The sequence below is a fragment of the Phaeobacter sp. JH20_26 genome (assembly GCF_048056275.1).
GTDB lineage: Bacteria > Pseudomonadota > Alphaproteobacteria > Rhodobacterales > Rhodobacteraceae > Phaeobacter > Phaeobacter bryozoorum.
The window spans coordinates 529,823-553,364 of the sequence record NZ_JAYMWL010000013.1 but is presented as its reverse complement, the minus strand read 5'-3'; the positions used below and the strand labels follow the sequence as shown (position 1 = coordinate 553,364).

Annotated in this window: 22 protein-coding genes and 1 other RNA gene; 13 read left to right on the top strand and 10 right to left on the bottom strand. The window is 62.2% G+C overall.

Annotated elements, in window-relative coordinates; genetic code table 11:
- Nucleotides 1-8 precede the first annotated feature (8 nt).
- From purC to VWY60_RS08355, 7 genes are all read left to right on the top strand, one after another.
- Nucleotides 9-770: a phosphoribosylaminoimidazolesuccinocarboxamide synthase gene (gene purC, locus VWY60_RS08385; protein ID WP_340545391.1), complete on the top strand. Its 762-nt coding sequence runs from the start codon at nt 9-11 to the stop codon at nt 768-770.
- A gap of 102 nt (nt 771-872) precedes the next feature.
- Nucleotides 873-1,106, top strand: a complete 234-nt coding sequence (purS, locus tag VWY60_RS08380; RefSeq protein WP_416536096.1) for a phosphoribosylformylglycinamidine synthase subunit PurS — start codon at nt 873-875, stop codon at nt 1,104-1,106.
- A complete protein-coding gene (purQ, locus tag VWY60_RS08375) occupies nt 1,103-1,771 on the top strand; it encodes a phosphoribosylformylglycinamidine synthase subunit PurQ (RefSeq protein WP_340545393.1) in 669 nt (222 codons plus the stop codon). Before purS ends, purQ begins: the two co-directional genes overlap by 4 nt.
- Nucleotides 1,772-1,808: 37 nt before the next feature.
- A complete protein-coding gene (locus tag VWY60_RS08370; RefSeq protein WP_340545394.1) occupies nt 1,809-3,578 on the top strand; it encodes an ATP-binding protein in 1,770 nt (589 codons plus the stop codon).
- Nucleotides 3,579-3,607: 29 nt separating this feature from the next.
- Complete coding sequence (locus VWY60_RS08365; protein WP_340545395.1) at nt 3,608-4,945, top strand: sigma-54 dependent transcriptional regulator; 1,338 nt, start codon at nt 3,608-3,610, stop codon at nt 4,943-4,945.
- A 565-nt stretch (nt 4,946-5,510) separates the two neighbouring features.
- Nucleotides 5,511-8,426 (top strand): Rne/Rng family ribonuclease, encoded by a 2,916-nt coding sequence (locus VWY60_RS08360; RefSeq protein WP_416540268.1) that lies wholly within the window; start codon nt 5,511-5,513, stop codon nt 8,424-8,426.
- 75 nt (nt 8,427-8,501) lie between these two features.
- On the top strand, nt 8,502-8,924 hold the full coding sequence (locus VWY60_RS08355) for a DUF4440 domain-containing protein (RefSeq protein WP_416540267.1): 423 nt from the start codon (nt 8,502-8,504) through the stop codon (nt 8,922-8,924).
- Nucleotides 8,925-9,006: 82 nt separating this feature from the next.
- Here VWY60_RS08355 and VWY60_RS08350 read toward each other — a convergent pair whose 3' ends face one another.
- Complete coding sequence (locus tag VWY60_RS08350; protein ID WP_340545398.1) at nt 9,007-9,240, bottom strand: sulfurtransferase TusA family protein; 234 nt, start codon at nt 9,238-9,240, stop codon at nt 9,007-9,009.
- Between the two features lie 93 nt (nt 9,241-9,333).
- Between VWY60_RS08350 and VWY60_RS08345 the strand changes: the two genes are divergently transcribed.
- The 3 genes from VWY60_RS08345 to VWY60_RS08335 all read left to right on the top strand — a co-directional run bounded on the left by VWY60_RS08345 (nt 9,334) and on the right by VWY60_RS08335 (nt 13,017).
- On the top strand, nt 9,334-10,086 hold the full coding sequence (locus VWY60_RS08345; protein ID WP_416536090.1) for a cytochrome c biogenesis CcdA family protein: 753 nt from the start codon (nt 9,334-9,336) through the stop codon (nt 10,084-10,086).
- Between the two features lie 244 nt (nt 10,087-10,330).
- Nucleotides 10,331-11,581 (top strand): hypothetical protein, encoded by a 1,251-nt coding sequence (locus VWY60_RS08340; RefSeq protein WP_416540266.1) that lies wholly within the window; start codon nt 10,331-10,333, stop codon nt 11,579-11,581.
- Nucleotides 11,581-13,017, top strand: a complete 1,437-nt coding sequence (locus tag VWY60_RS08335) for a cytochrome P450 (RefSeq protein WP_416540265.1) — start codon at nt 11,581-11,583, stop codon at nt 13,015-13,017. The genes VWY60_RS08340 and VWY60_RS08335 overlap by 1 nt, the downstream gene beginning before the upstream one ends.
- A 48-nt stretch (nt 13,018-13,065) precedes the next feature.
- Here the strand turns inward: VWY60_RS08335 and VWY60_RS08330 are convergent, their stop codons facing one another.
- Genes VWY60_RS08330 through fumC form a run of 4 tightly spaced genes read right to left on the bottom strand, consistent with a single transcriptional unit; the run spans nt 13,066 to nt 15,047 of the window.
- Nucleotides 13,066-13,233, bottom strand: a complete 168-nt coding sequence (locus VWY60_RS08330) for a hypothetical protein (protein ID WP_416540264.1) — start codon at nt 13,231-13,233, stop codon at nt 13,066-13,068.
- Between the two features lie 29 nt (nt 13,234-13,262).
- Entirely contained in the window at nt 13,263-13,481 is a 219-nt protein-coding gene (locus VWY60_RS08325) for a ribbon-helix-helix domain-containing protein (protein WP_029601902.1), read from the bottom strand.
- A complete protein-coding gene (locus tag VWY60_RS08320; protein WP_416540263.1) occupies nt 13,474-13,653 on the bottom strand; it encodes a DUF4169 family protein in 180 nt (59 codons plus the stop codon). The genes VWY60_RS08325 and VWY60_RS08320 overlap by 8 nt, the downstream gene beginning before the upstream one ends.
- A complete protein-coding gene (fumC, locus tag VWY60_RS08315) occupies nt 13,653-15,047 on the bottom strand; it encodes a class II fumarate hydratase (protein ID WP_340545403.1) in 1,395 nt (464 codons plus the stop codon). The genes VWY60_RS08320 and fumC overlap by 1 nt, the downstream gene beginning before the upstream one ends.
- Nucleotides 15,048-15,359: 312 nt before the next feature.
- Between fumC and VWY60_RS08310 the strand changes: the two genes are divergently transcribed.
- Complete coding sequence (locus VWY60_RS08310) at nt 15,360-15,902, top strand: hypothetical protein (protein ID WP_340545404.1); 543 nt, start codon at nt 15,360-15,362, stop codon at nt 15,900-15,902.
- Between the two features lie 231 nt (nt 15,903-16,133).
- Here VWY60_RS08310 and VWY60_RS08305 read toward each other — a convergent pair whose 3' ends face one another.
- From VWY60_RS08305 to VWY60_RS08285, 5 genes are all read right to left on the bottom strand, one after another.
- A complete protein-coding gene (locus VWY60_RS08305; RefSeq protein WP_416538673.1) occupies nt 16,134-16,610 on the bottom strand; it encodes an SspB family protein in 477 nt (158 codons plus the stop codon).
- 136 nt (nt 16,611-16,746) lie between these two features.
- On the bottom strand, nt 16,747-18,054 hold the full coding sequence (gene chrA, locus VWY60_RS08300; RefSeq protein WP_416540262.1) for a chromate efflux transporter: 1,308 nt from the start codon (nt 18,052-18,054) through the stop codon (nt 16,747-16,749).
- A 129-nt stretch (nt 18,055-18,183) separates the two neighbouring features.
- On the bottom strand, nt 18,184-18,624 hold the full coding sequence (locus VWY60_RS08295; RefSeq protein ID WP_416536086.1) for a nuclear transport factor 2 family protein: 441 nt from the start codon (nt 18,622-18,624) through the stop codon (nt 18,184-18,186).
- Nucleotides 18,625-18,985: 361 nt separating this feature from the next.
- Nucleotides 18,986-19,338: a transfer-messenger RNA gene (gene ssrA / locus VWY60_RS08290) on the bottom strand.
- A 60-nt stretch (nt 19,339-19,398) separates the two neighbouring features.
- Nucleotides 19,399-20,148, bottom strand: coding sequence for a FadR/GntR family transcriptional regulator (locus VWY60_RS08285; protein ID WP_340546313.1), 750 nt, complete (start codon nt 20,146-20,148; stop codon nt 19,399-19,401).
- Nucleotides 20,149-20,374: 226 nt separating this feature from the next.
- On the opposite strand from VWY60_RS08285, the gene acuI reads away from it, so the two are divergent.
- A complete protein-coding gene (acuI, locus tag VWY60_RS08280; RefSeq protein ID WP_416540261.1) occupies nt 20,375-21,367 on the top strand; it encodes an acryloyl-CoA reductase in 993 nt (330 codons plus the stop codon).
- 492 nt (nt 21,368-21,859) lie between these two features.
- On the top strand, nt 21,860-23,497 hold the full coding sequence (locus VWY60_RS08275) for a BCCT family transporter (RefSeq protein WP_416540260.1): 1,638 nt from the start codon (nt 21,860-21,862) through the stop codon (nt 23,495-23,497).
- Nucleotides 23,498-23,542 lie beyond the last annotated feature (45 nt).

The window sequence follows — 23,542 nt, the reverse complement described above, 5'->3', positions numbered from 1 at the left end:
GGCTCCGCATGGCACGTCGCAAGAAGATCTACGAAGGCAAGGCGAAGACACTTTATGAAGGTCCCGAACCGGGCACCATCGTTCAGTACTTCAAGGACGACGCCACCGCTTTCAACGCGGAAAAGCGGGATGTCATCGAAGGCAAGGGCGTGCTCAACAACCTGTTGAGCGAGTTCTTCATGCAAGGTCTGGGGCAGATCGGCGTGCCGACCCATTTCCTGAAGCGGCTCAATATGCGTGAACAGCTGGTGCGCAGCTGCGAGATCATTCCCTTGGAAGTGATCGTGCGCAACTATGCGGCCGGGTCGATCTCCAAACGCCTCGGCATTGACGAGGGCACCCAGCTGCCGCGCCCGATTGTGGAATACTGCTACAAGGACGACGCGCTGGGGGATCCTCTGGTCACCGAGGAGCATATCGCCGCCTTCGGCTGGGCCAGCCAGCAGGATATGGATGATATCCTCAGCCTCGCGCTACGGGTGAACGACTTCCTGTCCGGTGTCATGCTGGCGGTCGGGATCAAGCTGGTGGACTTCAAGATCGAAATCGGCCGGATCTATGACGGCGATTTCCAGCGTCTGGTCGTCGCCGATGAAATCAGCCCCGACAGCTGCCGTCTGTGGGACATGAAAACCGGTCAGAAGCTGGACAAGGATGTGTTCCGCCGCGACCTTGGCAATCTGACCGACGCCTATACCGAGGTGGCCCGGCGTCTGGGCGTGATGCCGAACAACCCGCCGGCGAGCGGCAAGCCGACGCTGGTAAACTGACCTGATTCATGGATCCCGCCCTGACCAAAGGGCGGGATTTTGACTATCTAACTTAGAGGCCCCTAATCCGGGCTTTGCCATCGAAACCTGAGGGAAAATGCGATGAAGGCACGCGTGCATGTAATGCTGAAAAACGGGGTTCTGGATCCGCAGGGCGAGGCCGTGCGCCACGCGCTTGGCGCCATGGGCTTTGACAAGGTGGGCGGCGTGCGTCAGGGCAAGGTGATCGACCTCGATCTGGCGGATGATGCCACCGAGGCGGATGTGACCGCGATGTGCGAAAAGCTGCTGGCCAACACCGTGATCGAATCCTACAGCATCGAGATGCAGGGATGAAGGCGGCTGTTGTTGTCTTCCCCGGGTCCAACTGCGACCGCGATCTGGCGGTGGCGTTTGAACAGGCGGGCTGTGACGTCTCCATGGTCTGGCACAAGGACAGCGCGCTGCCCGAGGGTGTCGATATCGTTGGCGTGCCGGGCGGGTTTTCCTATGGCGACTATCTGCGCTGCGGCGCCATTGCCGCCCAGTCACCGATCTGCCAAGCGGTTGTCGATCATGCTAATCGCGGTGGCTATGCCATCGGCGTGTGCAACGGCTTCCAGATTCTGACCGAAACCGGCGTGCTGCCGGGCGCGCTGTTGCGCAATGCCGGTCTGAAATACATCTGCCGCACCGTCGATCTGCAGGTGGCGACAGCCGACAGCGTCTTTACCGAAGGCTATGCGGCAGGTGATGTGATCGGCGTGCCGATCGCGCATCACGACGGCAACTACTATGCCGATGCCGACACCATCGCCGCCCTTCAGGATCAGGACCGCGTCGCCTTCCGCTATGTCGACAATCCCAATGGCTCGGTGGCCGATATTGCCGGTATCCTGTCGGAAAACCGCCGGGTTCTGGGCATGATGCCTCACCCGGAGCGGGCTGCGGATGCAGGCCACGGGGGTACCGACGGGGCGGCAGTGTTCCGCGCATTGGCTGGGCTAGTCACTGCGGCGTGACTTGTGAATGCGCGGCGGCTTGCGTTAGGTTTTGCCTATGACTGCCGCGCGTGACGCAACCCTATCCTCTGGAAAACCGCGCTCCCGCACGACCTCGTGGCGGGTGCGTCTTGCTTTGCTCTTGCTTATGGCCGTCGCTGCGGTGACCGTCTGGGTCACCAATCGGGCGCTGACCGATCGCTTCACCGAAAGCACCCGCAACCGGGCTGAGCTGCGTCTTGCGCTCTACTCCGGCAACCTGGTGAGCGAGCTGGGGCGGCACGCCATCGTGCCGCAGCTTCTGGCGCGGGATCAGGCACTGATCTCGGCGCTGCAATCGAATGATTTTTCGCTCTCGACCCAGCGGCTGATCTCCTTTGTCGAGGAAATCGGCGCCGCCTCCATCATGCTGATGGCGCAGGACGGGCGCACCGTGGCCGCCACCGATCGCAACCGGTTGGGCCAAACTCACCGCAATGCGGGTTATTTCGTCGACGCGCTGCGCTCCAAAACGACCGTGTTCTCGGCGATCCGCAGCGAGGTCGGCAGCTATCGTTTCACCTATTCGCGCCGCATCGTCGACACCTCCGGCATCCTCGGGGTGATCGTGGTGGAGGTCGATCTGCAGAAGTTCGAGCGCGCCTGGGCAGGGATTTCGGATGCGGTGATGGTGTCCGACAGCACCGGCACCATCATTCTGGCGACGGAGTCGCGCTGGCGCGGCCTGTCGGAGGCGGATGCGCTGCAATTGCAGACCCCTGAGGGCGCCATTCAGCGGGCGATCCGGGCCACCACGGATTGGACCGCGCTGCCCGCCGATGCCTATCTCCAGGGCGAAGCGGTGATGCGGCTGGAATCCCGGATCCCGTTTCAGGGCTGGCGGCTGACCTCTTTCACCACCTACGCGTCGATCCGCGAGCGGGTGAACACGGTTTTGGCGCTTGAGATCATGGGATTCGCCATTCTGCTGGCGCTGGCTTTCTATGCGCTGAGCCGTCGCACCGCGCTGCGCATGGCGCTGTTCCAGCGCGAGTCGGCAGAGCTTCGCGTATTGAACGCACGGCTACAGCGGGAAATTGCCGAACGCGAACGCATGCAGGAGACCCTCGCAGTCGCCGAACAGAGCCTCGCGCAGAGCTCGAAACTGGCCGCTCTGGGTGAGATGTCGGCGGCCGTCAGCCACGAGCTGAACCAGCCGCTGGCGGCGATGAAAACCTATCTGGCGGGGGCGCGGCTGCTGCTCAATCGCAACCGCCCCGAGGAGGCGCTGGCCTCCTTTGGCAGGATCGACGATCTGATTGAACGGATGGGCGCGATCACCCGCCAGCTGAAGTCCTACGCGCGCAAGGGCGGTGATACGTTCAGCCCCGTAAATATGGGCGATGCGCTTGCCTCCTCGCTGTCGATGATGGAGCCGCAGCTGCGTCAGCGGCACGTCAAGATCGCCCGTATCCTGCCCGAGGAACCGGTCTATGTGATGGGCGATCGGATGCGGATTGAGCAGGTGATGGTGAACCTGTTGCGAAACGCACTAGATGCTACAAAGTCAGTCGAAGACCCGGAGGTCGAAATCCTGCTGGCGGCGGGCGAGACAGCCACTCTGTCGGTGCGCGACAACGGGATGGGGATCAAGGACTTCGGCAGCCTGTTTGAACCCTTCTACACCACCAAGCAGCCGGGGGACGGGGTTGGGTTGGGGCTTGCCATCTCCTCGGGTATCGTGAACGACCTAGGCGGTCGGTTGACCGCCCGCAACGGGCAGAGCGGTGGCGCCGTATTTGAAATGCAACTGCCGATCCTTGTGGACGGTATCGAGGCCGCGGAATAGCGCGGTATCACTGGATGGAGGGCACGCGAATGGCACAGGCCATGAAAATCGCGATCGTCGATGATGAACAGGATATGCGGCAGTCGATCAGCCAATGGCTGGCGCTGTCTGGCTATGACACCGAGACCTTTGCCAGCGCCGAGGACGCGCTAAAGGTGCTGGGGCCGGATTATCCCGGGATTGTCATCTCGGATATCAAGATGCCGGGCATGGACGGGATGCAGTTCCTGAAGAAACTGATGGGCAGCGACTCTGCCTTGCCGGTCATCATGATCACCGGTCACGGTGATGTGCCAATGGCGGTTGAGGCGATGCGGGTTGGCGCATTCGACTTTCTCGAAAAACCCTTTAACCCGGATCGCATGTCGGAACTGGCCAAGCGCGCCACCGGGGCCCGCCGCCTGACGCTCGACAACCGGGTGCTGCGGCGCGAGCTCTCCGACGGCAGCACCATCATGAAGAAACTCATCGGCTCCAGCCCGGTGATGGAGCGCCTGCGCGAGGATATCCTGGATCTGGGGCAGGCGGATGGCCATGTGCTGATCGACGGCGAAACCGGCACCGGCAAGACGCTGGTGGCCCACGCGCTGCACGCGGTCGGCAGCCGGGCGGGCAAGAAATTCGTGCTGGTCTCCTGCGCCGCGCTGGAAGAGGAGGCGCTGTCCAAACGCCTGTTCGGTCCGATGCAGCCCGAAGACAGCTCGCTCCCCGCCATTGAGGAGGCCCGTGGCGGCACCCTGGTGCTGGAAGATGTCGAAGCCCTGAGCGAAACGCTCCAGGCCAAGCTGCTTAGCGTCATCAATGAGCAGGGCATTCCGGGGGAGACGCGCATCGTGGCGATCTCCAACCTGCAGGAAGCCGGCAAGACCTGCGAAGACGCGCTGCGCCCGGATCTGTTCTACCGGCTTGCCGCGCTTCGGATCACCGTGCCGCCACTGCGCCAGCGCGGCGAGGATATCCTGACGCTGTTCACCCGCCTGTCCGAACAGTTTTCCGAAGAATACGGCTGTGACGCACCTCAGGTGAGCGCCCAGGAGGCCGCGCAGCTGTTGCAGGCGCCCTGGCCGGGCAATGTGCGCCAGCTGATCAATATCGCCGAACGCGCGGTGCTTCAGTCGCGCCGTGGCTCGGGGACCATTGCATCGCTGTTGATGTCGGACCACGAGGACATGCAACCGGTGATGACCACCGAAGGCAAGCCGCTGAAGGAATATGTCGAAGCCTTCGAACGGATGCTGATCGACAACACCATGCGGCGCCACAAAGGGTCCATCGCCAGCGTCATGGATGAGCTGTGCCTGCCGCGCCGGACGCTCAACGAAAAGATGGCCAAATACGGGCTGCAACGTTCCGACTATCTGTCCTGACCGCCAAACCGCGCGTTAACCAAGATTGGGCCGCCTCCCTCCTGGGGGCGGTCCTTGTCGTTCCGGTAACGGAATATTCATGATTTTCAGCCTAGGAACCAAGAGGATAGCATTTAGATTGCAGGTGTGACGAATGACCATTGTCATTACCTATCCACAGGTCTTATGCTGCCTAAATGGGGACGGGACTAGAGTGATCCTGCCCCTCTTGATGAGATTCGCTGCCTTTGTTTTTGTCCGGCAAGATCCGAGAAAGCAAAGTCAGACCGATTGGCCCCGCAGTATTTCGGGGCAGTTTAGCACCTGACTGGGGTTTCCCAGCAGGGATATAATCAGGGCAGGGCGCGGATATTCCCACCTGTCGGAGAAGAAACGCGATGACGCGCGCGAGAGAGAACAGCAGACAGGCAGGAGGGCCGGACAGATGTTCCGGGGCTAACCGCTGTACTGCATGGGCCAATCGCGCGCTTCAAGACATCGCCCAGACAAGACACCACCCCAATCGTTCACGTCCGCCCGGAAACGGGCCAGATGCGCGCGTGCGCGGCAGGTGCACCAAGGACTCATGGCAAAGAAGATGCTTATTGATGCCACCCACGCGGAAGAGACCCGCGTTGTGGTGGTCGATGGAAACAAGGTTGAGGAATTTGACTTTGAATCCGAAAACAAACGTCAGCTCGCTGGCAATATCTACCTCGCAAAAGTAACCCGCGTCGAACCTTCGCTGCAGGCAGCTTTTGTGGACTATGGCGGCAACCGCCATGGCTTCCTCGCTTTTTCGGAAATTCATCCCGACTATTACCAGATCCCCGTCGCCGACCGTGAGGCCCTGATGGAGGAAGAGCGCGCCTATGCCGAGGCACAGCGCGCCCGTGATGACGAGGAAGAGGCAAGGCCTGCCAAGCGCCAGTCGCGGTCGCGTCGTGGTCGCACTCGGGCTGCCGAGGTGAAATCCGCCGATGTCGTCGAGACGAAGGATGTCAGCCCGGAGGCCAGCGAAGGCGGCGCCGACATCGCGGGTATGGAAACCATCGACCTGACCGATGACATGGCCGCCGCTGACACCAAGCTGGCGGATGTGCCCGAGGCCACAGACGGCAATGAGACCGCCGCCGCAGAGGTGGTTGTCGAAGAAGCGGTGAAGGAAGCTTCCCCAGAGCCGGAAGCACAGGACGACAGCTCCGCTGACGATCTCGCGGCAGAGGCAGAAGACGCTTCTGATGCGTCTGCCGATGACGACGGCGACGATGCCGAGACCGCTGCCGATGCGACGGCCAAGGATGAGAATATCGAATCTGTTGCCGAGGAAGACGACAGCGAAGACATTCGTCCGGTGCGCAAACCGCGCCCGCGTCGCTACAAGATCCAGGAAGTCATTAAAGTCCGTCAGGTCCTGCTGGTTCAGGTCGTGAAAGAAGAGCGCGGCAACAAAGGCGCAGCACTCACCACCTATCTGTCGTTGGCTGGCCGCTATTGCGTGCTGATGCCCAACACAGCGCGCGGTGGTGGTATCTCGCGCAAGATCACCAATGCCGCCGACCGCAAAAAGCTGAAAGATATCGCGGTTGAACTGGACGTGCCGACCGGCGCGGGGCTGATCGTGCGCACCGCCGGTGCCAAACGCACGAAATCCGAGATCAAGCGTGACTATGAATACCTCCAGCGCCTGTGGGAGCAGATCCGCGAACTGACGCTGAAATCCATCGCACCGGCTAAGATCTACGAAGAGGGCGATCTGATCAAACGCTCGATCCGCGACCTCTACAGCCGCGAGATCGACGAGGTTCTGGTTGAGGGCGAACGCGGCTACCGCATCGCCAAGGACTTCATGAAAATGATCATGCCGTCCCACGCCAAGAACGTGAAAAACTATCAGGATCAGCTGCCGCTCTTTGCCCGGTTCCAGGTCGAAAGCTACCTCGGTGCGATGTTCAATCCGACCGTTCAGCTGAAATCCGGCGGTTACATCGTGATCGGCGTGACCGAGGCGCTGGTGGCAATCGACGTGAACTCCGGTCGCGCCACCAAGGAAGGCTCGATCGAGGAAACCGCGCTCAAGACCAACCTGGAGGCCGCCGAAGAGGTGGCGCGCCAGTTGCGTCTGCGTGACCTTGCCGGTCTGATCGTCATCGACTTCATCGACATGGACGAGCGCAAGAACAACGCCGCCGTCGAAAAGCGCATGAAGGACAAGCTGAAGACCGACCGCGCCCGTATTCAGGTGGGCCGGATCTCCGGCTTTGGCCTGATGGAGATGTCGCGTCAGCGTCTGCGTCCCGGCATGATCGAGGCGACCACCGCGCCGTGTCCGCATTGTCACGGCACCGGTCTGATCCGGTCGGATGACTCGCTGGCGCTGTCGATCCTGCGCCAGATCGAGGAAGAGGGCACCCGCCGTCGTTCCCGCGAGGTGCTGGTGCGCTGCCCGGTCAGCATTGCCAACTATCTGATGAACCAGAAACGCGAGCATATCGCCCAGATCGAAACCCGTTATGGCCTGTCCGTGCGGATCGAGGGTGACCCGCATCTGGTCAGCCCGGATTTCTCGCTCGAGAAGTTCAAGACCGCCTCGCGTGTGGTTCCTGTTGTCACGACGCCGGTGGTATCCGTTGATACCTCGATCATGGATCAGGTCGACGCCGACGAGGCGGCCGAGGAGGCCGATGATGAGGTCGAGACCGATACCAATGACGCGGATGTCGCAGAGACCCAAGCCTCTGGCGACGAGGGCGATGGGGACAACAAACCCAAGCGCAAGCGTCGTCGTCGGCGGCGGCGGAAGTCCTCCGGCGGTGAGGGCGATGAGACCAACGGCGACGCTCAGGCGGATGCGAAATCTGATGACCAGAAGGCCGGAGACTCGGCAGATGGCGACGCAGACGACAGCGACGACAAAGCTGATGCCGCCGAAGGCAAGGACGCCGCACCCGAGGAGGGTGAGGGCGAGGTGAAGAAACGCACCCGCACCCGCACCCGTTCGCGCAGCCGCAAGAAGAAGACCGATGAGACCGTGGCAGCCGATGGTGAGACACCGGCCGAAGCCGGCGCAGAGGAAGCGGATCCCGCCCCGGAGCCCTCGGATGAGCAGGTGACGGCAGAGGAGGCGTCTGTGGAGGCCCCGACCGAGGAGGAGGTGGCACCCACACCAGCAGCAGCTCTCAACGGGGCGGCTCCGGTGGAAGAAACCCAAGCGGCAGACACCGTCTCCACACCCGAACAGCCAGACGCAGCGGAGGTTGAGCCGACCGCCGCGCAGGAGGTTCCAGCCGAACCGGCAACGGCCGACCCGATCGAGACCGATGAAGCGACCGCGCAGGATGTGGCGGCAGATCACGTCGAGGCGCCGACGGAGACCGCTGCCGAAGCGCCTAGCGAAGCGGCGCCTGAGGACCAGGCCGAACCTGCGCTGGCAGGCGCAGAGGCGGAGCCAGTCAGCCCGCCCAAGCCCAAGCGGCGCGGCTGGTGGTCGGTTGGCAGCTGATCAGCAAAACCAAAGAAAGGCGGGCGTTTAGCCCGCCTTTTTCATGTCAGATCTCAAGGCATCAGGAGCACCTCCATGCAGAGCGAGCCCCCCGTGATGGATCCGTTATTGGAGCAGCTGCTGGCGGCGGAAACCGCCGTCTGGACGGCGTTGCGGCGGGGTGATGTTGCCGCGGACCGCGCCGCGCTGCATCCGCAGTTTCTGGGCGTCTACCCCAGCGGCTTTGCCGGGCGCGACGATCATTGCGAACAGCTGGCCAACGGACCCACAGTGGCATGGTTCAGACTTGAGCAGGCGCGCGTCCTGTCGTTGGCACCCGATTGCGCGTTGCTCGCCTATCGTGCCACCTATGCCCGCCCGGACCAGACCGGCGGGGATGCAGAGGCCGCCGCAATGTATGTCAGTTCAATCTGGCAGCGCGTCGATGCGGTCTGGATCAATATCTTCAGCCAGGACACCGAGGCCCTGCCAGAGGGGGCGGAAAACCCGCTCCCCTAGGCGCTGGCGATCACCAGCCCGCCCAGGCGCGCAGCCTGTCCATATCCGTACCCCGAACAGAGGGTTGCACGGGCAGATAGGCTCAGCCGCCTTTGCGGATCAGATAGGTCTGATGCTTCGGATTGTCGCGGATTTCCAACAGCTCATGGCCCGCCTCATGACAGAAATGCGGGATATCCACCACCGCTGCCGGATCGTCGGCATGAACCTCCAGAACCATGCCAGAGGCCAATGGTTTCAGGCGTTTGCGTGCCTTCAGTACGGGCAGGGGGCACAGCAGCCCGATTGCGTCCAGAGTCTCTTTGGTGTCGGTCATACCTTGCAGATAATCCGGTTGTTTCATCCTGTCCACAAGGTTGTGACCGGCGCCCCCCGTGACCTTTGCAAGAGGCTGGTCTAAGGATTGGGCATGTTTGGTATTGAAATCATCGACGCAGGGCTGATCCCTGCCATGCTGGTGGCGCTGACGGCTGGATTGATCAGCTTTCTGTCGCCCTGTGTGCTGCCCATCGTGCCGCCCTATCTGGCCTATATGAGCGGCGTTTCCATTGGCGAGATTCAGGGCACGACCCATGCCCGGCGCAAGGCCATCGTCGCGGCGCTGTTCTTTGTCATGGGGCTGTCGACGGTGTTTCTGCTGCTTGGGTTCACGGCCTCGGCTTTTGGTGCCTTTGTGCTGCAGAATCAGGAACTCTTTGCGCAGATCTCAGGCGTTGTTGTAATCATTTTCGGCCTGCATTTCCTGTCGGTTTTCCGCATTCCGATCCTTGACCGCGAGGCGCGGATGGAAACCGATCAATCCGGCGGCTCGGCCGTGGGGGCCTATATTCTCGGGCTCGCCTTTGCCTTTGGCTGGACGCCCTGTATCGGCCCGCAGCTCGGTGCCATTCTTTCGCTGGCGGCGACCGAGGCATCGGTGGCGCGCGGTACGCTGCTGCTCGGGATCTACGCGCTTGGTCTTGGCGTGCCGTTCCTGCTGGCGGCGATCTTCCTGACCCGGTCGATGGTCCTGATGAACCGGATCAAACCCTACATGGGGGTGATCGAGAAGTTCATGGGCCTGCTGCTGATTGTTGTCGGGTTCATGCTGGTCACCGGCCTGTTCTCTGAGTTCTCTTTCTGGCTGCTTGAGACCTTCCCGGCGCTGGCCACCCTCGGCTAACCTGCCGTCCGGGCTGGCGGTCCCTTTGCGCCGTTGCCACGGCATCCCCGCCCGAGATCGCCCCGTCTGACAGAGGTCCGGCGGGGCTTACTCTTTTTGCAAGGCACCGCTAAGCTGGCGCGACGACAAACAGGCAAATCGGGTCGCGCAGTCCGTGCAAGAGCAAACAACCAAGACATCCGCCGTTGGCAAGCCCGATGCGCAAAAGAGTGGCGCCTCCCCGTGCGACGGGCAGGATCCGCCCGTGCGCCGCCGCAAGCTGTTCTACATCCCGGGCTATGATCCGATGCCACCGCGCCGCTACCGCGAGCTCTACCGGACGGAGGGCGCCCGGCAGGCGGAGATTTCCGGCTACCAGTTGTCGCTCTCGCCCCGATCTGAGAGACCGCCGGCAGCTGTCGCAACACCCGGGTTCGGCTGGCAGGTCACCGCACAGATCGAGGGCTGCAAGGTCCACACCGATGTTGATGTGCTGATCTGGTCCGACATTGTTCAGGGCAGCATGGCGCCGTCGATTGCGCAGACCTATTGGCAGATGCTGCGCACCGCCTGGATCTATATCTCCACCGGCACCCTGCGGCGGCTCATGTGGCTGCGCAAAGGCCCAGTGATCGCGGCGCTTTATCCTGTGGGTATGCTGCTGCTCCAGCTGGTGCTTGCCTGTCTGCTTGCCGTGGCCATCGCCCGGCTCGGGCAGGGCGCTGTTGCCTGGCTTGGTCTCTCCGCGGGCTGGGCTGCTGCGGCGGCAGCGGTGGTGTTCTGGGCGCTGGGGCTGATTGCGGCGGCGGCGCTGATGCGCTGGTTCCGGCGTCAGGACGGTCGGCTGTTTGCCTATTACCTGATGCATGATTACGCCCATTCCGCCGCGCTGCGCGGCGCCTATGCGCCCGAACTGGGACAGCGTATTGCGCAATTCGCCGGGGAGGTTGCCGTCGCCCTGAGTGACCCCAGCTATGACGAGGTGCTGGTCGTCGGTCATTCCTCCGGCGCCTATATCGGGGTCAGCGTACTGGCCGATGTGCAGCGCAGCGGGCTGGCCGGACGTCATGCCACCCTCGGCTTTCTGAGCCTCGGCCAGGTGGTCCCGATGGTCTCCTTCCTGCCCGAGGCACATCGGCTGCGCCGTGATCTGCACGACCTGTCCGGGCGCGGGGATCTGTGCTGGGTGGATGTCACCGCGCCGGGAGATGGCTGTGCCTTTGCGCTTTGTGATCCCGTTGCCGTGAGCGGCGTTGCTCCCGCGACAAAACGTTGGCCGCTGGTGATCTCGGCGGCCTTTACCCAGACCCTCAGCCCGGAACGATGGGCCGCGCTGCGGTGGCGGTTTTTCCGGCTGCATTTTCAATATCTCTGCGCCTTCGACCAGCCGGGGGATTACGATTATTTTCAGATCACGGCAGGGCCAAGGACGCTCGAAAGCCGCTATCGCAACCGCAACCCCTCGCGGTCCCGGATTGATGTCACCGCGTCCAAATATACTTCGTTGGGGGACTGATGGCGGGCAAAGGCAAAACGTCAGATCCAACCACAGCCATACCCGGCTCGGCGCCTGGTTCCGCAGGATCAACGGTAACCCCGCCGAAGCCGCCCGCGCGCGCCGACAAGGTCTCGCTCTGGCGCTATCTGCGGCTGTTTCGCGCCGATCTTCTATCGGCACAGCCCGCCAAACTCTACCGCGCCTGGATGGCAGAGTTTCGCACACCTTTCTTTCGCTCTTATCTGGTCAATCAGCCGGATCTGGTTGATACGGTACTGAAACAGCGCCCGGAGAGCTTCCCGAAATCCAGCCGCATCAGCGAGGGGCTGCGCCCGCTGCTCGGGAATTCGGTGTTTCTGACCAATGGCGAGGTCTGGAAGCGCCAGCGCCGGATCATTGACCCGGCCTTTGAAGGTGGCCGCCTGCGCCAGATCTATCCGGCTATCCATGACGCCGCCGAGGCCGCCGTGGCGCGGCTCACCGATCAACAGCGCGAAACCCCCGGCCACCCGGTCGAAATCGAATCCGTGACCTCTCACGCGGCGGCCGATGTGATCTTTCGCACGCTGTTTTCGATCCCGATAGAGCATCATATGGCGCAGGAGGTCTTTCATCGCTTTCGGGCCTATCAGCAGGCGCAGCCGATCCTCAATATTGCCGCCTTGGTGCCGCTGCCGCGCTGGATGCCGCGGTTTCACCGCCTTGCCACACGCCGCAACGCCGCGCGGATCCGGGCTCTGATCACCGATCTCACCCAACAGCGGATGGCGACCATCGCGGCAGGCGGCGCCCCGGATGATCTGGCCACCAAGATCATGACCACGGCGGATCCCGAAACCGGAGATCTGTTCTCAACCCAGGAGATGGTCGATCAGGTCGCGATTTTCTTTCTGGCCGGGCATGAAACCAGTGCCTCGGCCCTGGCCTGGGCACTCTATCTGGTAGCCCTTGCGCCCGACTGGCAGGACAGGATCGCGGCGGAGGCTCAGGATCTGTCACTCGACAGTTTCGCGGAAGTGGGCAAGCTCAGGGTCAGCCGTGATGTATTCCGCGAGGCGCTGCGGCTTTACCCGCCGGTGCCAATGATGGTGCGCGAGACGACCTGTCCGCAGCAATTTCGTGGCCGCACCCTGCCAAAGGGCGCTCAGGTCGTGCTCAGCCCCTGGCACCTGCACCGCCATACGCGGCTCTGGGAGAACCCGGACGGGTTTGATCCGAGGCGGTGGCAGACCGAGAATGGCAAGACCTGTCAGCGCGAGGCTTATATCCCCTTTTCGGCCGGACCACGCGTCTGTACCGGCGCGGGGTTTGCCATGGTCGAGGGGCCGCTGATCCTGTCGATGATCCTGCGAAGGTTTCGCGTGACGCCGGTATCAGGCAAAGAGCCGATCCCGGTGGCCCATCTGACAGTTCGGTCAAAGAACGGGATCTGGCTGCAGCTGACACCGCGCTAGCCAAGAAAATTCGAATTTTATTGGCACATTTCGTCTAAGATATTGGCGTCACTGAATGATGCGCATTGCGTCCTGATGGCAAAAGAGGATCACCTGACTTACGTTTTCAATCGCGTGAAAGCCCCTGCGTTTCAGCTCGCGCCGAAAACGCTCCCAACCCAGCAGCCGGTCGATGTCGCGCTTCTGGCGGCTGTCGGTGGTAGGCGGGGCGGGCATCGGTATGGCGATACGATCCCAAGCCCTGATTAACGTGACCTTAAGCGTCGCAAGACATGCAGGCGGATGGCCGAGGCCAGACCGCAATCCACGCCGCGCGTTTCGTCGATCTCGGCGGCCAGATCATTGATGGCGCGCCCGTCTTCGGCTGCAATCTCGCGGAAGGCCTGCCAGAATTCATCTTCCAGCGAGACCGAGGTGCGGTGGCCCCGCAGCGTCAGAGAGTGTTTTCTGGGCCGGTTAGTCATCGTCGCGCCGGTGCTTGTCCAGCCGGTCGATCTCCTGCGCAATGCGCGCCTTGTCGAGATCCTTCTCGGCTTTGGTCCGGCCATAGGTCACGGCGTTTCGGTCAGCGCGGGCCTTTTTCTCGGCCCGCGCCTTGTCTTTGCGATACCGGTTCAGATTGACCGGTTTCACCATCAGCCCTTGGGACCGATCATCTGCTCAGGCCGCACCACCGCGTCAAATGTCGCCTCATCCACGAAGCCAAGCGCAATGGCCTCTTCCTTCAGCGTGGTGCCGTTCTTATGCGCGGTCTTGGCAACCTTGGTGGCATTGTCATAGCCAATTGTCGGCGCCAGCGCGGTGACCAGCATCAGCGATTCCTTCATCAGCTTGTCGATGCGCGGCTCATTGGCCTCGATGCCGTTCAGCATCCGCTCGGTGAAGCTGTCCGCCGCATCGCCCAGGAGCTGGATCGACTGCAGGAGGTTGTAGGACATCATCGGGTTGTAGACGTTCAGCTCGAAATGGCCCTGCGAGCCTGCGAATTTGATCGCGGCATCATTGCCCATCACGTGGGCGGCAACCTGGGTCAGCGCCTCTGCTTGGGTCGGGTTCACCTTACCCGGCATGATCGACGATCCCGGCTCATTCTCTGGCAGGATCAGCTCGCCCAGACCAGAGCGCGGGCCGGAGCCGAGGAAGCGGATGTCATTGGCGATCTTGTAGCAGCTGCCCGCAATGGTCGCGAGCGCGCCGGACAGGAACACCATGGCGTCATGGGCGGCCAGTGCCTCGAACTTGTTCGGCGCAGTGACAAACGGCAGGCCAGTGATCTCGGCCATGTTGGCAGCGACCGTCTCGCCCCAGCCTTTTTGCGTGTTCAGTCCGGTGCCAACGGCGGTGCCGCCCTGTGCCAGCTCGTAGATGCCGGGCATCGCCGCCTCGACCCGGGCCAGACCCTGACGGATCTGATGGGCGTAGCCGCCGAATTCCTGGCCCAGCGTCAGCGGGGTGGCATCCTGCGTATGGGTGCGGCCAATCTTGATGATATCCTTGAAGGCCTCGGATTTGGCTTCCAGCCCTTCGGCCAGTTTCGTCAGCCCCGGCACCAGCACGTCGCGCACCATCATCGCGGTGGCGATATGCATCGCGGTGGGGAAGGTGTCGTTTGAGGACTGGCCCATGTTGCAGTGATCATTCGGATGCACCGGATCCTTGGAGCCGATGGTACCGCCGAGAATTTCGATGGCGCGGTTGGCGATCACCTCGTTGGAGTTCATGTTGGACTGGGTGCCGGACCCGGTCTGCCAGACCACCAGCGGGAAGTTGTCATCGAACTTGCCCTCGATCACTTCGCCCGCAGCTTGGATGATGGCATCCGCCAGCGTCGCATCCAGCGCGCCCGATGCCTTGTTGGCCATGGCGCAGGCCTGTTTGATCACCCCCAGCGCGCGCACGATGGCGACGGGCTGTTTTTCCCAGCCAATAGGGAAGTTCATGATCGAGCGCTGGGTCTGAGCGCCCCAGTACTTGTCTGCAGGGACCTCAAGCGGACCGAAGCTGTCGGTTTCGGTGCGGGTATCGGACATAAGTCTCTCTCCGTCTGATGATGACTAAATGTATGCGTTGGTATGCCGTCTACCCCGTGCCGGACCACGAGGCAATTGCGCAGTTTCGCGCAGCATAGCCATTCCGCACCCGAGGTATAGAGGCCAATGCGGGATGAGCCATTGCACCGGGGCAGAAGACCGCTAGATTAGGCTCAGACAATCCGACGTCAGCCCAAACCGAAGGATCCGCCTGTGCTCAGACACCGACCATTGCAGCCATCTCAGGCCATCTCACAGGGCAGGCGCCACTGCCCGCCCGAGGCGGCGACGCGGTGTGTATCACGGCTGCAGATGCGTCTTCAGGCCGGGTTTCTGACACTTGCGCTGATCGTGATTTTTGCCGGGCAGGCGCTGGCCGCTGATGTGCGGCCATTCTTTGGCCGCTATCAGGGCTCTCTGGTGGTGCCCAACGCTGACGGCAGCGAGGAACACCGTGATGCCACCGTGCAGATCGGCCCGATCGCCAAAAGCGATGAAGGCTTCTACGTGCAATGGACAACCACCTCGCTGAAGAAGGATGGGCGGCGCAAGACCAAGTCCTATAGTGTCGAGTTCCAGCCGACTGAGCGGGACGATATCTTTGCCGCCGCGATGAAACGCAATGTGTTTGGCCATACCGTGCAGCTCGATCCGATGAAGGGCGAACCCTATGTCTGGGGCCGCATCGTGGGCGATACGCTGACGGTTTTCTCGATGTTCATCGGCCCCAATGGCGACTACGAGATGCAGCAATATGACCGGACATTGGCAGAGGGCGGGCTGGATCTGGTCTATTCCTCTCATCGCAACGGGTTGCCGCGCAAAGAGCTGAAAACTTTCCTCGAACGTCACTGACCGCCGCGACGAATCCGGCGAAATATTTTATTAACAGTCTCTTGCGGCGCAAAGCTAAGGCGTCACGGGCGGCGTCAAACAGGCGCGGCTACGGGGCGTGTCAGGGCTGCACCGCACGAGACACCGTCTATCGAGGCCCATTCAGTGGCTCCACAGGAGCGCACCGATGCAAGCACCGGTTCACGAACCTTAGCGGTCAGATGTGAATGAATGGGCGCGTGGAACCGCGTGTTACTTGCGGAAACTGTCCAACGATACTACGTCGGCGGCCTTCTTCGCGTCCGGGTCTTCGTCGACCTCGATCTCGATGCCGTCGTCCAGTTCGGCAATCATCTCTTCGGCGTCGTCGTCATCCTCTGGCGTCTCAAACCTCAGGCCGAACTCAACCGAGGGATCGACAAAGGTCTTGATGGCGTCATAGGGGATATAGAGAGGCTCCGGCGCATCGCCGAAATTCAGCGTGATGGCAAAGCCGTCCTCGCCGACCTCCAGATTGTCGAACCAGTGCTGCATGACCACGGTCATCTCGCCAGGGTAGCGATCCGACAGCCAATCTGCCAGCTCCGCATCGGGGTGCGAGGTGTCGAAGGTGATGAAAAAATGATGATTTCCGGGCAGCCCGTGTTCAGCCACCCCATCCAGTACAGATCGGATCAGACCACGCATGGCCGAATGCATCAGATTTCCATAGTCAATTTCGCGGGACATTCCGATACCCTTAAGTCTCTATTGGTTTCAGAATACGGATTTCTACCGGAAACTAAAGGCCCGCTCGTTAGGGATTCGTAAATAATTTCTGACACTAGCAGAGGAATGCCCGACATTTGCGCTGGGATTGCGTTGCTCAGATGACCTGCGCCAGAAGGATGCCAAGTCCGCCCATCACCGGCAGTATCAGCGCCAGTCGTCCACCGCAGGCCAGCGCCACCACCGGTGCGGCCAGCACCAAAAGCGCAGCGCTGACATTCAGGCTGGCCATGACCGGCATCATCAGGGTGAGCGCGGGCAGCTCCAGAACCGCAATTTCGCGAAACAGCACATGCAGCAGGAACCAGACCGACAGGTTCAGGATGACGCCGACCACGGCCGCGGTGATTGCGCGCAGCGCAGCGCCCAGCCGGGGATGGCTGGCAATCCGCTCCACATGTGGAGCCGCGAGAAAGATCCACAGAAAACAGGGCAGAAAGGTCGCCCAAAGCGCGACCAGCCCGGCCGCAATCGCCATCAATGCCCCGGAGGCCAGCGCACCGGCCAGCATCGCCACAAATTGCGTCACCAGAATCAGCGGCCCCGGTGTGGTTTCCGCCAGCCCCAGCGCATCAATCATCTGGCCGGTATCGATCCACTGGTACTGCCCGACCACCGTCTGCGACATATAGGCCAGAACCGCATAGGCTCCGCCAAAGGTGACAACCGCCAGCTTGGCAAAGAACCAGCCGATATCTGCCAGCAGCTGCGGGCCGAACAGGCTCAAAGCAGCCAGCGGCAGCAGCCAGAGCCCGCCCCAGATCAGCAGTGTCGACCAGAACGGCGTTGCGGCCTCGGGCCCGTGACCGATCGGTCCGGCGGGAGAGGGGGGCGCCGACCGGGCCGCCAGCGCGCCGATCAGCGCAGCCGCCAGAACCACCAGCGGAAACGGCAGCCCGAACAGGAACAGCGCAACAAAGCCAAAAGCCGCCAGCCCATAATCGGTGACACCATGCAGCGCCTTCTTTCCCAGCCGTTGCAGCGCCTGAAGGACAATCGCGACCACCGCTGCCTTGATGCCGAGGAAAGCCGCCTGAGCAACAGGTTGGGTGCCAAAGTTCACGTATAGAAAGACCAGGGCGGCGATCACCAGCGCGCCCGGCAGGACAAACAACAGCCCTGCAATCAGCCCGCCGATGCCACCGCGCAGCCGCCAGCCGGCGTAGGTGGCCAGCTGCATCGCTTCCGGTCCCGGCAACATCATGCAGAACGACAGCGCACGCAGAAATCCGGCCTCGCTCAGCAAGGGGCGATCCTCGACCAGCTCCTTGTGCATCAATGCAATCTGCGCCGCTGGCCCGCCAAAGGACAGCAGCCCAATGCGGCCAAACACCCGGATCAGATCCGCCATCGCGATCTGGGGGGGGATTGGGCTGATCTCGGGGTCTGCGGACATGTCGGTCATAGGCGCACCATTGGCTGGACGCTGACCTTGTAGCATTCTGCGCGACCAGTGCCAGTGGCCGCGGACCGTGGAGAGGCCGAAAACCGAAGAGGTTACAGAAACTTCACAGTGCCGCCTGCGGCTGCCTGGTCAGGTGTCATCCATCCAGGTCAGCCGCTCACCGGTCATGCAGATCGGCAGACAGTCCTGTGGCAGCTGGCCGAGCTGCTCGAACATGGTCATATAGTCGAAGTTGGACAGGAATTCCCGGATCTGACCATCCTGCATCCGCACAATCAGCTGGCCGTAGTAGTCCAGTTTGTCATCCGAACTGCGGCCATAGCACCGCACGTGGACCCGGATCGCGCAATAGTCGCCGTCATCCAGCGCATGGGTCAGGGTCAGGTCAAGATCCTCCATGAGATTGTGCAGCGTGCCGACAATTTCGCGGTAGTCCGCAGCAATTGCGATTGCGCCATGCAGAGGGCCGTTTACCTCAAGCTCAGGATGAAACATCGGCTCAATCTGGTCGAGGTCCAGACCGACCCAGACATCGTGAAACCATCGAAAGAGCCGTTCACTGTTTTTCATTTATTCCCTAAGGGTCAGAAACTGACACCGGTTGAAGCATCGGGGTTGCGCAGGCAGCCTTATTCAGGGTTGCAGCATTGGTCAAAACAACGCCTGACGCGGGACTGGACCGTCGTCAGACATGAGACTGAAGCACAAGTGTTAACAACAATTCAATGGGCATTCGCACCGGATGGCGCTGCCCGCAGTCGAGTTTGATCGCCTCTGGTGCCTCCCGCATCTGCGCTGGTGTATCGACCTTCGGCGTGGCCCCGGATGTGGCGTCAGGGGGCGCCTGTGGTACCGAGATGCCTGCATTGTGAGAAACAGATATTGCGGTAGGGCCGAGGCCAAGATCGAAGTCGGGAGTAGGCGAGGAGGAAGTGCAGGTTTCTGTTGCCAGGTACCTGCGAACCCCGCCTTACGCGGCTAGGCGCAAGGACTTAGTTTCGGCGACATTAACAGCTTACGCTGCTACTGCCATTGCCGGAGCACGATTGTCATTTGCAATTGTACAAGTTTCGCCGATAACGGTGGCAGACAGCCGAGACAAAGCTAACCCCTTTAGACGTTCGTCGATCCTGTTTCGACCCCATGATCCCCAAATGAAGGATGTTTGGTGGAGTCGCCGGGTACCGCCCCCGGGTCCGATCCGCTTATTACGAGCGCGTTTATGTCCATAGTTCCCGAAGGAACACCCTGAATATAGGCCGTGCCGATACGGAGTTAAAGGGGAAATGACACATAAAATACGTCCCGGCGGGAGCGGCTGCACCACGACGCCGGGGCGGTGGTTTAGCCATGGTCGCCCCTGGTCGCTTCGGCAGCCCGCCGGGCAAAGACCGCAGCGGCCAGCGTGCGGGTCTCGTCCTCCAATGCGGTCAGCCCGGCAGTGGCGGCGGCCTCGTCGCGCCCCTCCAGCGCATCGGCAATGGCGCCATGCAGTGCCACCATCCGGGCGCGGTCGCGCGCGGTAAAGGTGATCATGTTCATCAGCGGCTGCATCGCCTCGACCGCTCCGGCCAGCTGGTAGGACAACACCGGATTGCCCGCCGCATCGACCAGCGCCCGGTGAAAGGCCACATCCGAGGCGCAGAACGCCTCATCCGTCAGCCCGGGCTGGCCCTGACGAAAGATCTCGGCGCGCATGGTCGCCAGCTGATCCGCCGTCCGACGTGCCGCCGCCAGCGGCGCGCAGGCCCGTTCCAGCGCATAGCGCGCCTCGCAGGCGGTGTCGAAACTAACAGCATTCATGCTCAGCAGCAGCGTCGATGTGGTCACCTGCTGGGCGTAGGCATCCTCAAAACTCAGCCGGTTGACAAAGGCGCCGCCGGTGGCGCCGCGCTGGGTGCGGATCAGCGCCTGCGCGGCCAGCCGCTTCAGGGCTTCGCGGACTGTTGGCCGGGACACCTGAAACTGCTCGGCCAGTTCGGCCTCCGAGGGCAGGCGCTGGTCCACAGGCAGGGCGCCGCTGATGATCGCATCGCGGATGGCTTCGGCAATCTGCGCCGACAGATCGGCGGCGCTACGGGGGTTCAGCTTCATGTCGGTGCCCTGTGTGGTGCCCTGTGTGGTGGCCAGTGTCTTCGCCTGTGTGATGATCTCTGTGATGACCTGTGGCGTGGCGCGCGTCTCGGCAGAAATCATTTGTCAGACATTTAAAAGTCTGACATTTGATTGGCAAGAGTTGAGTCGCCCGCCATCGCCGTTTCGGCTGCACGGCGGGTCCGCGCTCCTGGCGCGTCAGGTTGAATTCAGAGGAGGACCCATCATGTTCAACGCATTGGTTGTGACCAAGGACGAAGACAGCGGCGAGACATCCGCCGCCGTGCAAACGCTCAGCCTCGAGCAGCTGCCGGATGCCGAGGTGACCGTGGCAGTGGACTACTCAACCGTGAACTACAAGGATGGCCTCTGTCTTGGTCCGGGCGGCGGACTGGTGCGCAAATATCCGCATGTGCCGGGCATTGATTTTGCAGGCACGGTCGAGACCTCCAGCGATGAGCGTTACAAACCCGGCGACAAGGTTGTGCTGACCGGCTGGCGCGTCGGCGAAGCCCATTGGGGCGGTTATGCGCAAAAGGCCCGCGTGCGCGCCGATTGGCTGGTGCCCTTGCCGGATGGGATCGACACGCGCCAGGCCATGGCTGTTGGCACAGCGGGTTTTACCGCAATGCTGGCCGTCATGGCGCTAGAGGATCACGGGCTGACACCCGGCCGCGGTCCGGTGCTGGTGACCGGCGCTGCGGGTGGCGTGGGGTCGGTGGCAACCGCGATCCTCGCCAACCTCGGCTATGAGGTTGCGGCGGTCACCGGGCGCCCTGAGACATCCGACTATCTCACCGCCCTTGGCGCCACCCAGATCGTGCCGCGCGAAGAGCTGAACGAGACGGTAAAGCGCCCTCTCGAAAGCGAGAACTGGGCGGGCTGCATTGATGCGGTCGGTGGTGCGATGCTGGCGCGGGTTCTGGGCCAGATGAAATATGGGGCCTCGGTGGCGGCGGTTGGCCTTGCAGGCGGGGCCGGTCTGCCCGCCACGGTGATCCCGTTTCTGTTGCGCGGCGTCAACCTTCTGGGCATCGACAGCGTGATGCAGCCTTATGACAACCGCCTGCGGGCCTGGCAGCGCATCGCCACCGATCTGCCGATGGATAAGCTGGAGGCGATGGTGCAGCCGGCCACCCTGTCCGATCTGCCACAGCTGGGCGCCGATATCCTGAAAGGGCAGGTGAAGGGCCGCGTTGTCGTTGATGTGAACGGCTGACACGGCCTCTGCTGACGGGGCAACCCGCCTGAAGGTCGACAGATCAGAGATAGATCGGGCGATGATCACAGGGAAACCTGTCAGAACGCGCAGCCAGCCTGCGCGTTCTTTGCGCGTCCGCGGGGCCAGCTGGTCAATCCCCGCGTCATAGACCCGGCAACCGGGCGCATATCGCGCAGCGATTGCACCGCTGTCACGCAGATCGCCCCACAAGGCGCGACATTTGCATGGTTTTCTGCTAGGCTGGTGATCTGTCCATGGCCACGCCAGCCGCTGCCTGACCGCAGCGCGTGACTGGGCTGACGCGGATCTATCGGCGATCGTTGTCGGCATGAGCGCTGTGATGATCGCGCCCGACCGCCTGCTCAGCGGGCGCCGGTCATGGAGAGGCACCCGTGCGGGGGCTGCATTTTTTTCGCGATCGGCGGGAACCTGCGCAGCGCGCGACGGTTGAGACACTGGACGTTCACATAAGACAGAACAGGGACACCCATGACAGACGAAACGGCCAATCAGGGCATACCCGCCCCCGACGGTGAGGCCGCCGTCATCGACACCGAATATGAAATCGGACAGGACAATCTGGAAGGATCCGTGGGACCGATTGGATTTGACATCCATAACCCGGTTTTCATGGTCTCCGGCATCAGCATCATGCTGTTTGTGTTCTACGCGCTGGTTCTGCCGGAACAGGCGGCAACCTTCTTTGGCTGGCTGCGCCCCGCCGTGACCAGCTCGTTCGACTGGTTCTTCCTCAGCGCGGGCAATATCTTCGTGCTGTTCTGTTTCTTCCTGATCGTCTCGCCCTGGGGCAAGGTGCGCCTTGGCGGGGCCGACGCGGCACCCGATTATACCTACATCGGCTGGTTTGCGATGCTGTTTGCGGCCGGCATGGGCATCGGCCTGATGTTCTACGGTGTCAGCGAACCGATGAGCCATTACTCCACCGCCTTTGGTGGCGTGAGCATGGGTGAAAATGGCGCCCGCACCGATTGGGCGCCGCTGGGCGGCGCAGCCGGGGACAGCACCGAAGCCGTGCGTCTGGGCATGGCGGCGACGATCTATCACTGGGGCCTGCACCCATGGGCGATCTACGCGATTGTTGCCCTGTCGCTGGCGCTGTTCTCCTTCAACAAGGGGCTGCCACTCACCATCCGCTCGGCCTTCTACCCGATCTTCGGCGAGCGGGTCTGGGGCTGGACCGGCCATATCATCGACATTCTGGCGGTTTTCGCCACGCTGTTTGACCTTGCAACCTCGCTGGGTTTTGGCGCGACACAGGCCAATGCGGGCCTGAACGAGCTGTTCGGTGTGCCGGTTGGCTCGACCACCGAGGTGCTGCTGATCTCCGCCATCACCGCGGTTGCGCTGATCTCGGTTGTGCGCGGTCTTGATGGCGGTGTGAAAGTGCTGAGCGAAATCAACATGGGGCTGGCCTTCCTGCTGTTGATCTTCGTGCTTTTGGTCGGGCCAACGCTGCTGATCATCACCGGCTTCTTCGACAGTCTGGTGGCCTATGTGCAGTATCTGCCGGCGCTCTCCATGCCCTTCGGCCGCGAGGATGCCAACTACAGCCAGGGCTGGACCGCCTTTTACTGGGCGTGGTGGATCAGCTGGTCGCCGTTTGTCGGCATGTTCATCGCCCGCGTCAGCCGGGGCCGCACCGTGCGCGAGTTCATCATCTGCGTTCTGCTGATCCCCAGCCTGGTCTGCGTCCTGTGGATGAGCGTCTTTGGCGGCACCGCCATTCATCAGGTGGTGGCTGATGGCTATACCGGCGCGCAGGATGCCGCACTTGAGCTGAAGCTGTTCAAGATGCTGGATCAGCTGCCGCTGGCCTCGATCACCTCCTTTGTCGGCATCCTTCTGGTGATCGTGTTCTTCGTCACCTCTTCGGATTCCGGCTCGCTGGTGATCGACACCATCACCGCAGGCGGCAAGGTCGACGCGCCGCTGCCGCAACGGGTCTTCTGGTGCGTGTTCGAAGGTGCGGTTGCGATCGTGCTGCTGCTCGGCGGTGGTCTTGTGGCCCTGCAGGCGATGGTGATCTCCACCGGCTTGCCGTTCACCATCGTGCTGCTGCTGATGTGCTGGGCGATCCTGCGCGGATTGCAGACCGAGGCGCGCTGATCCCGCGCCGCCATCCCGGGACAGCAACGCCCAGAAACGCCCCGG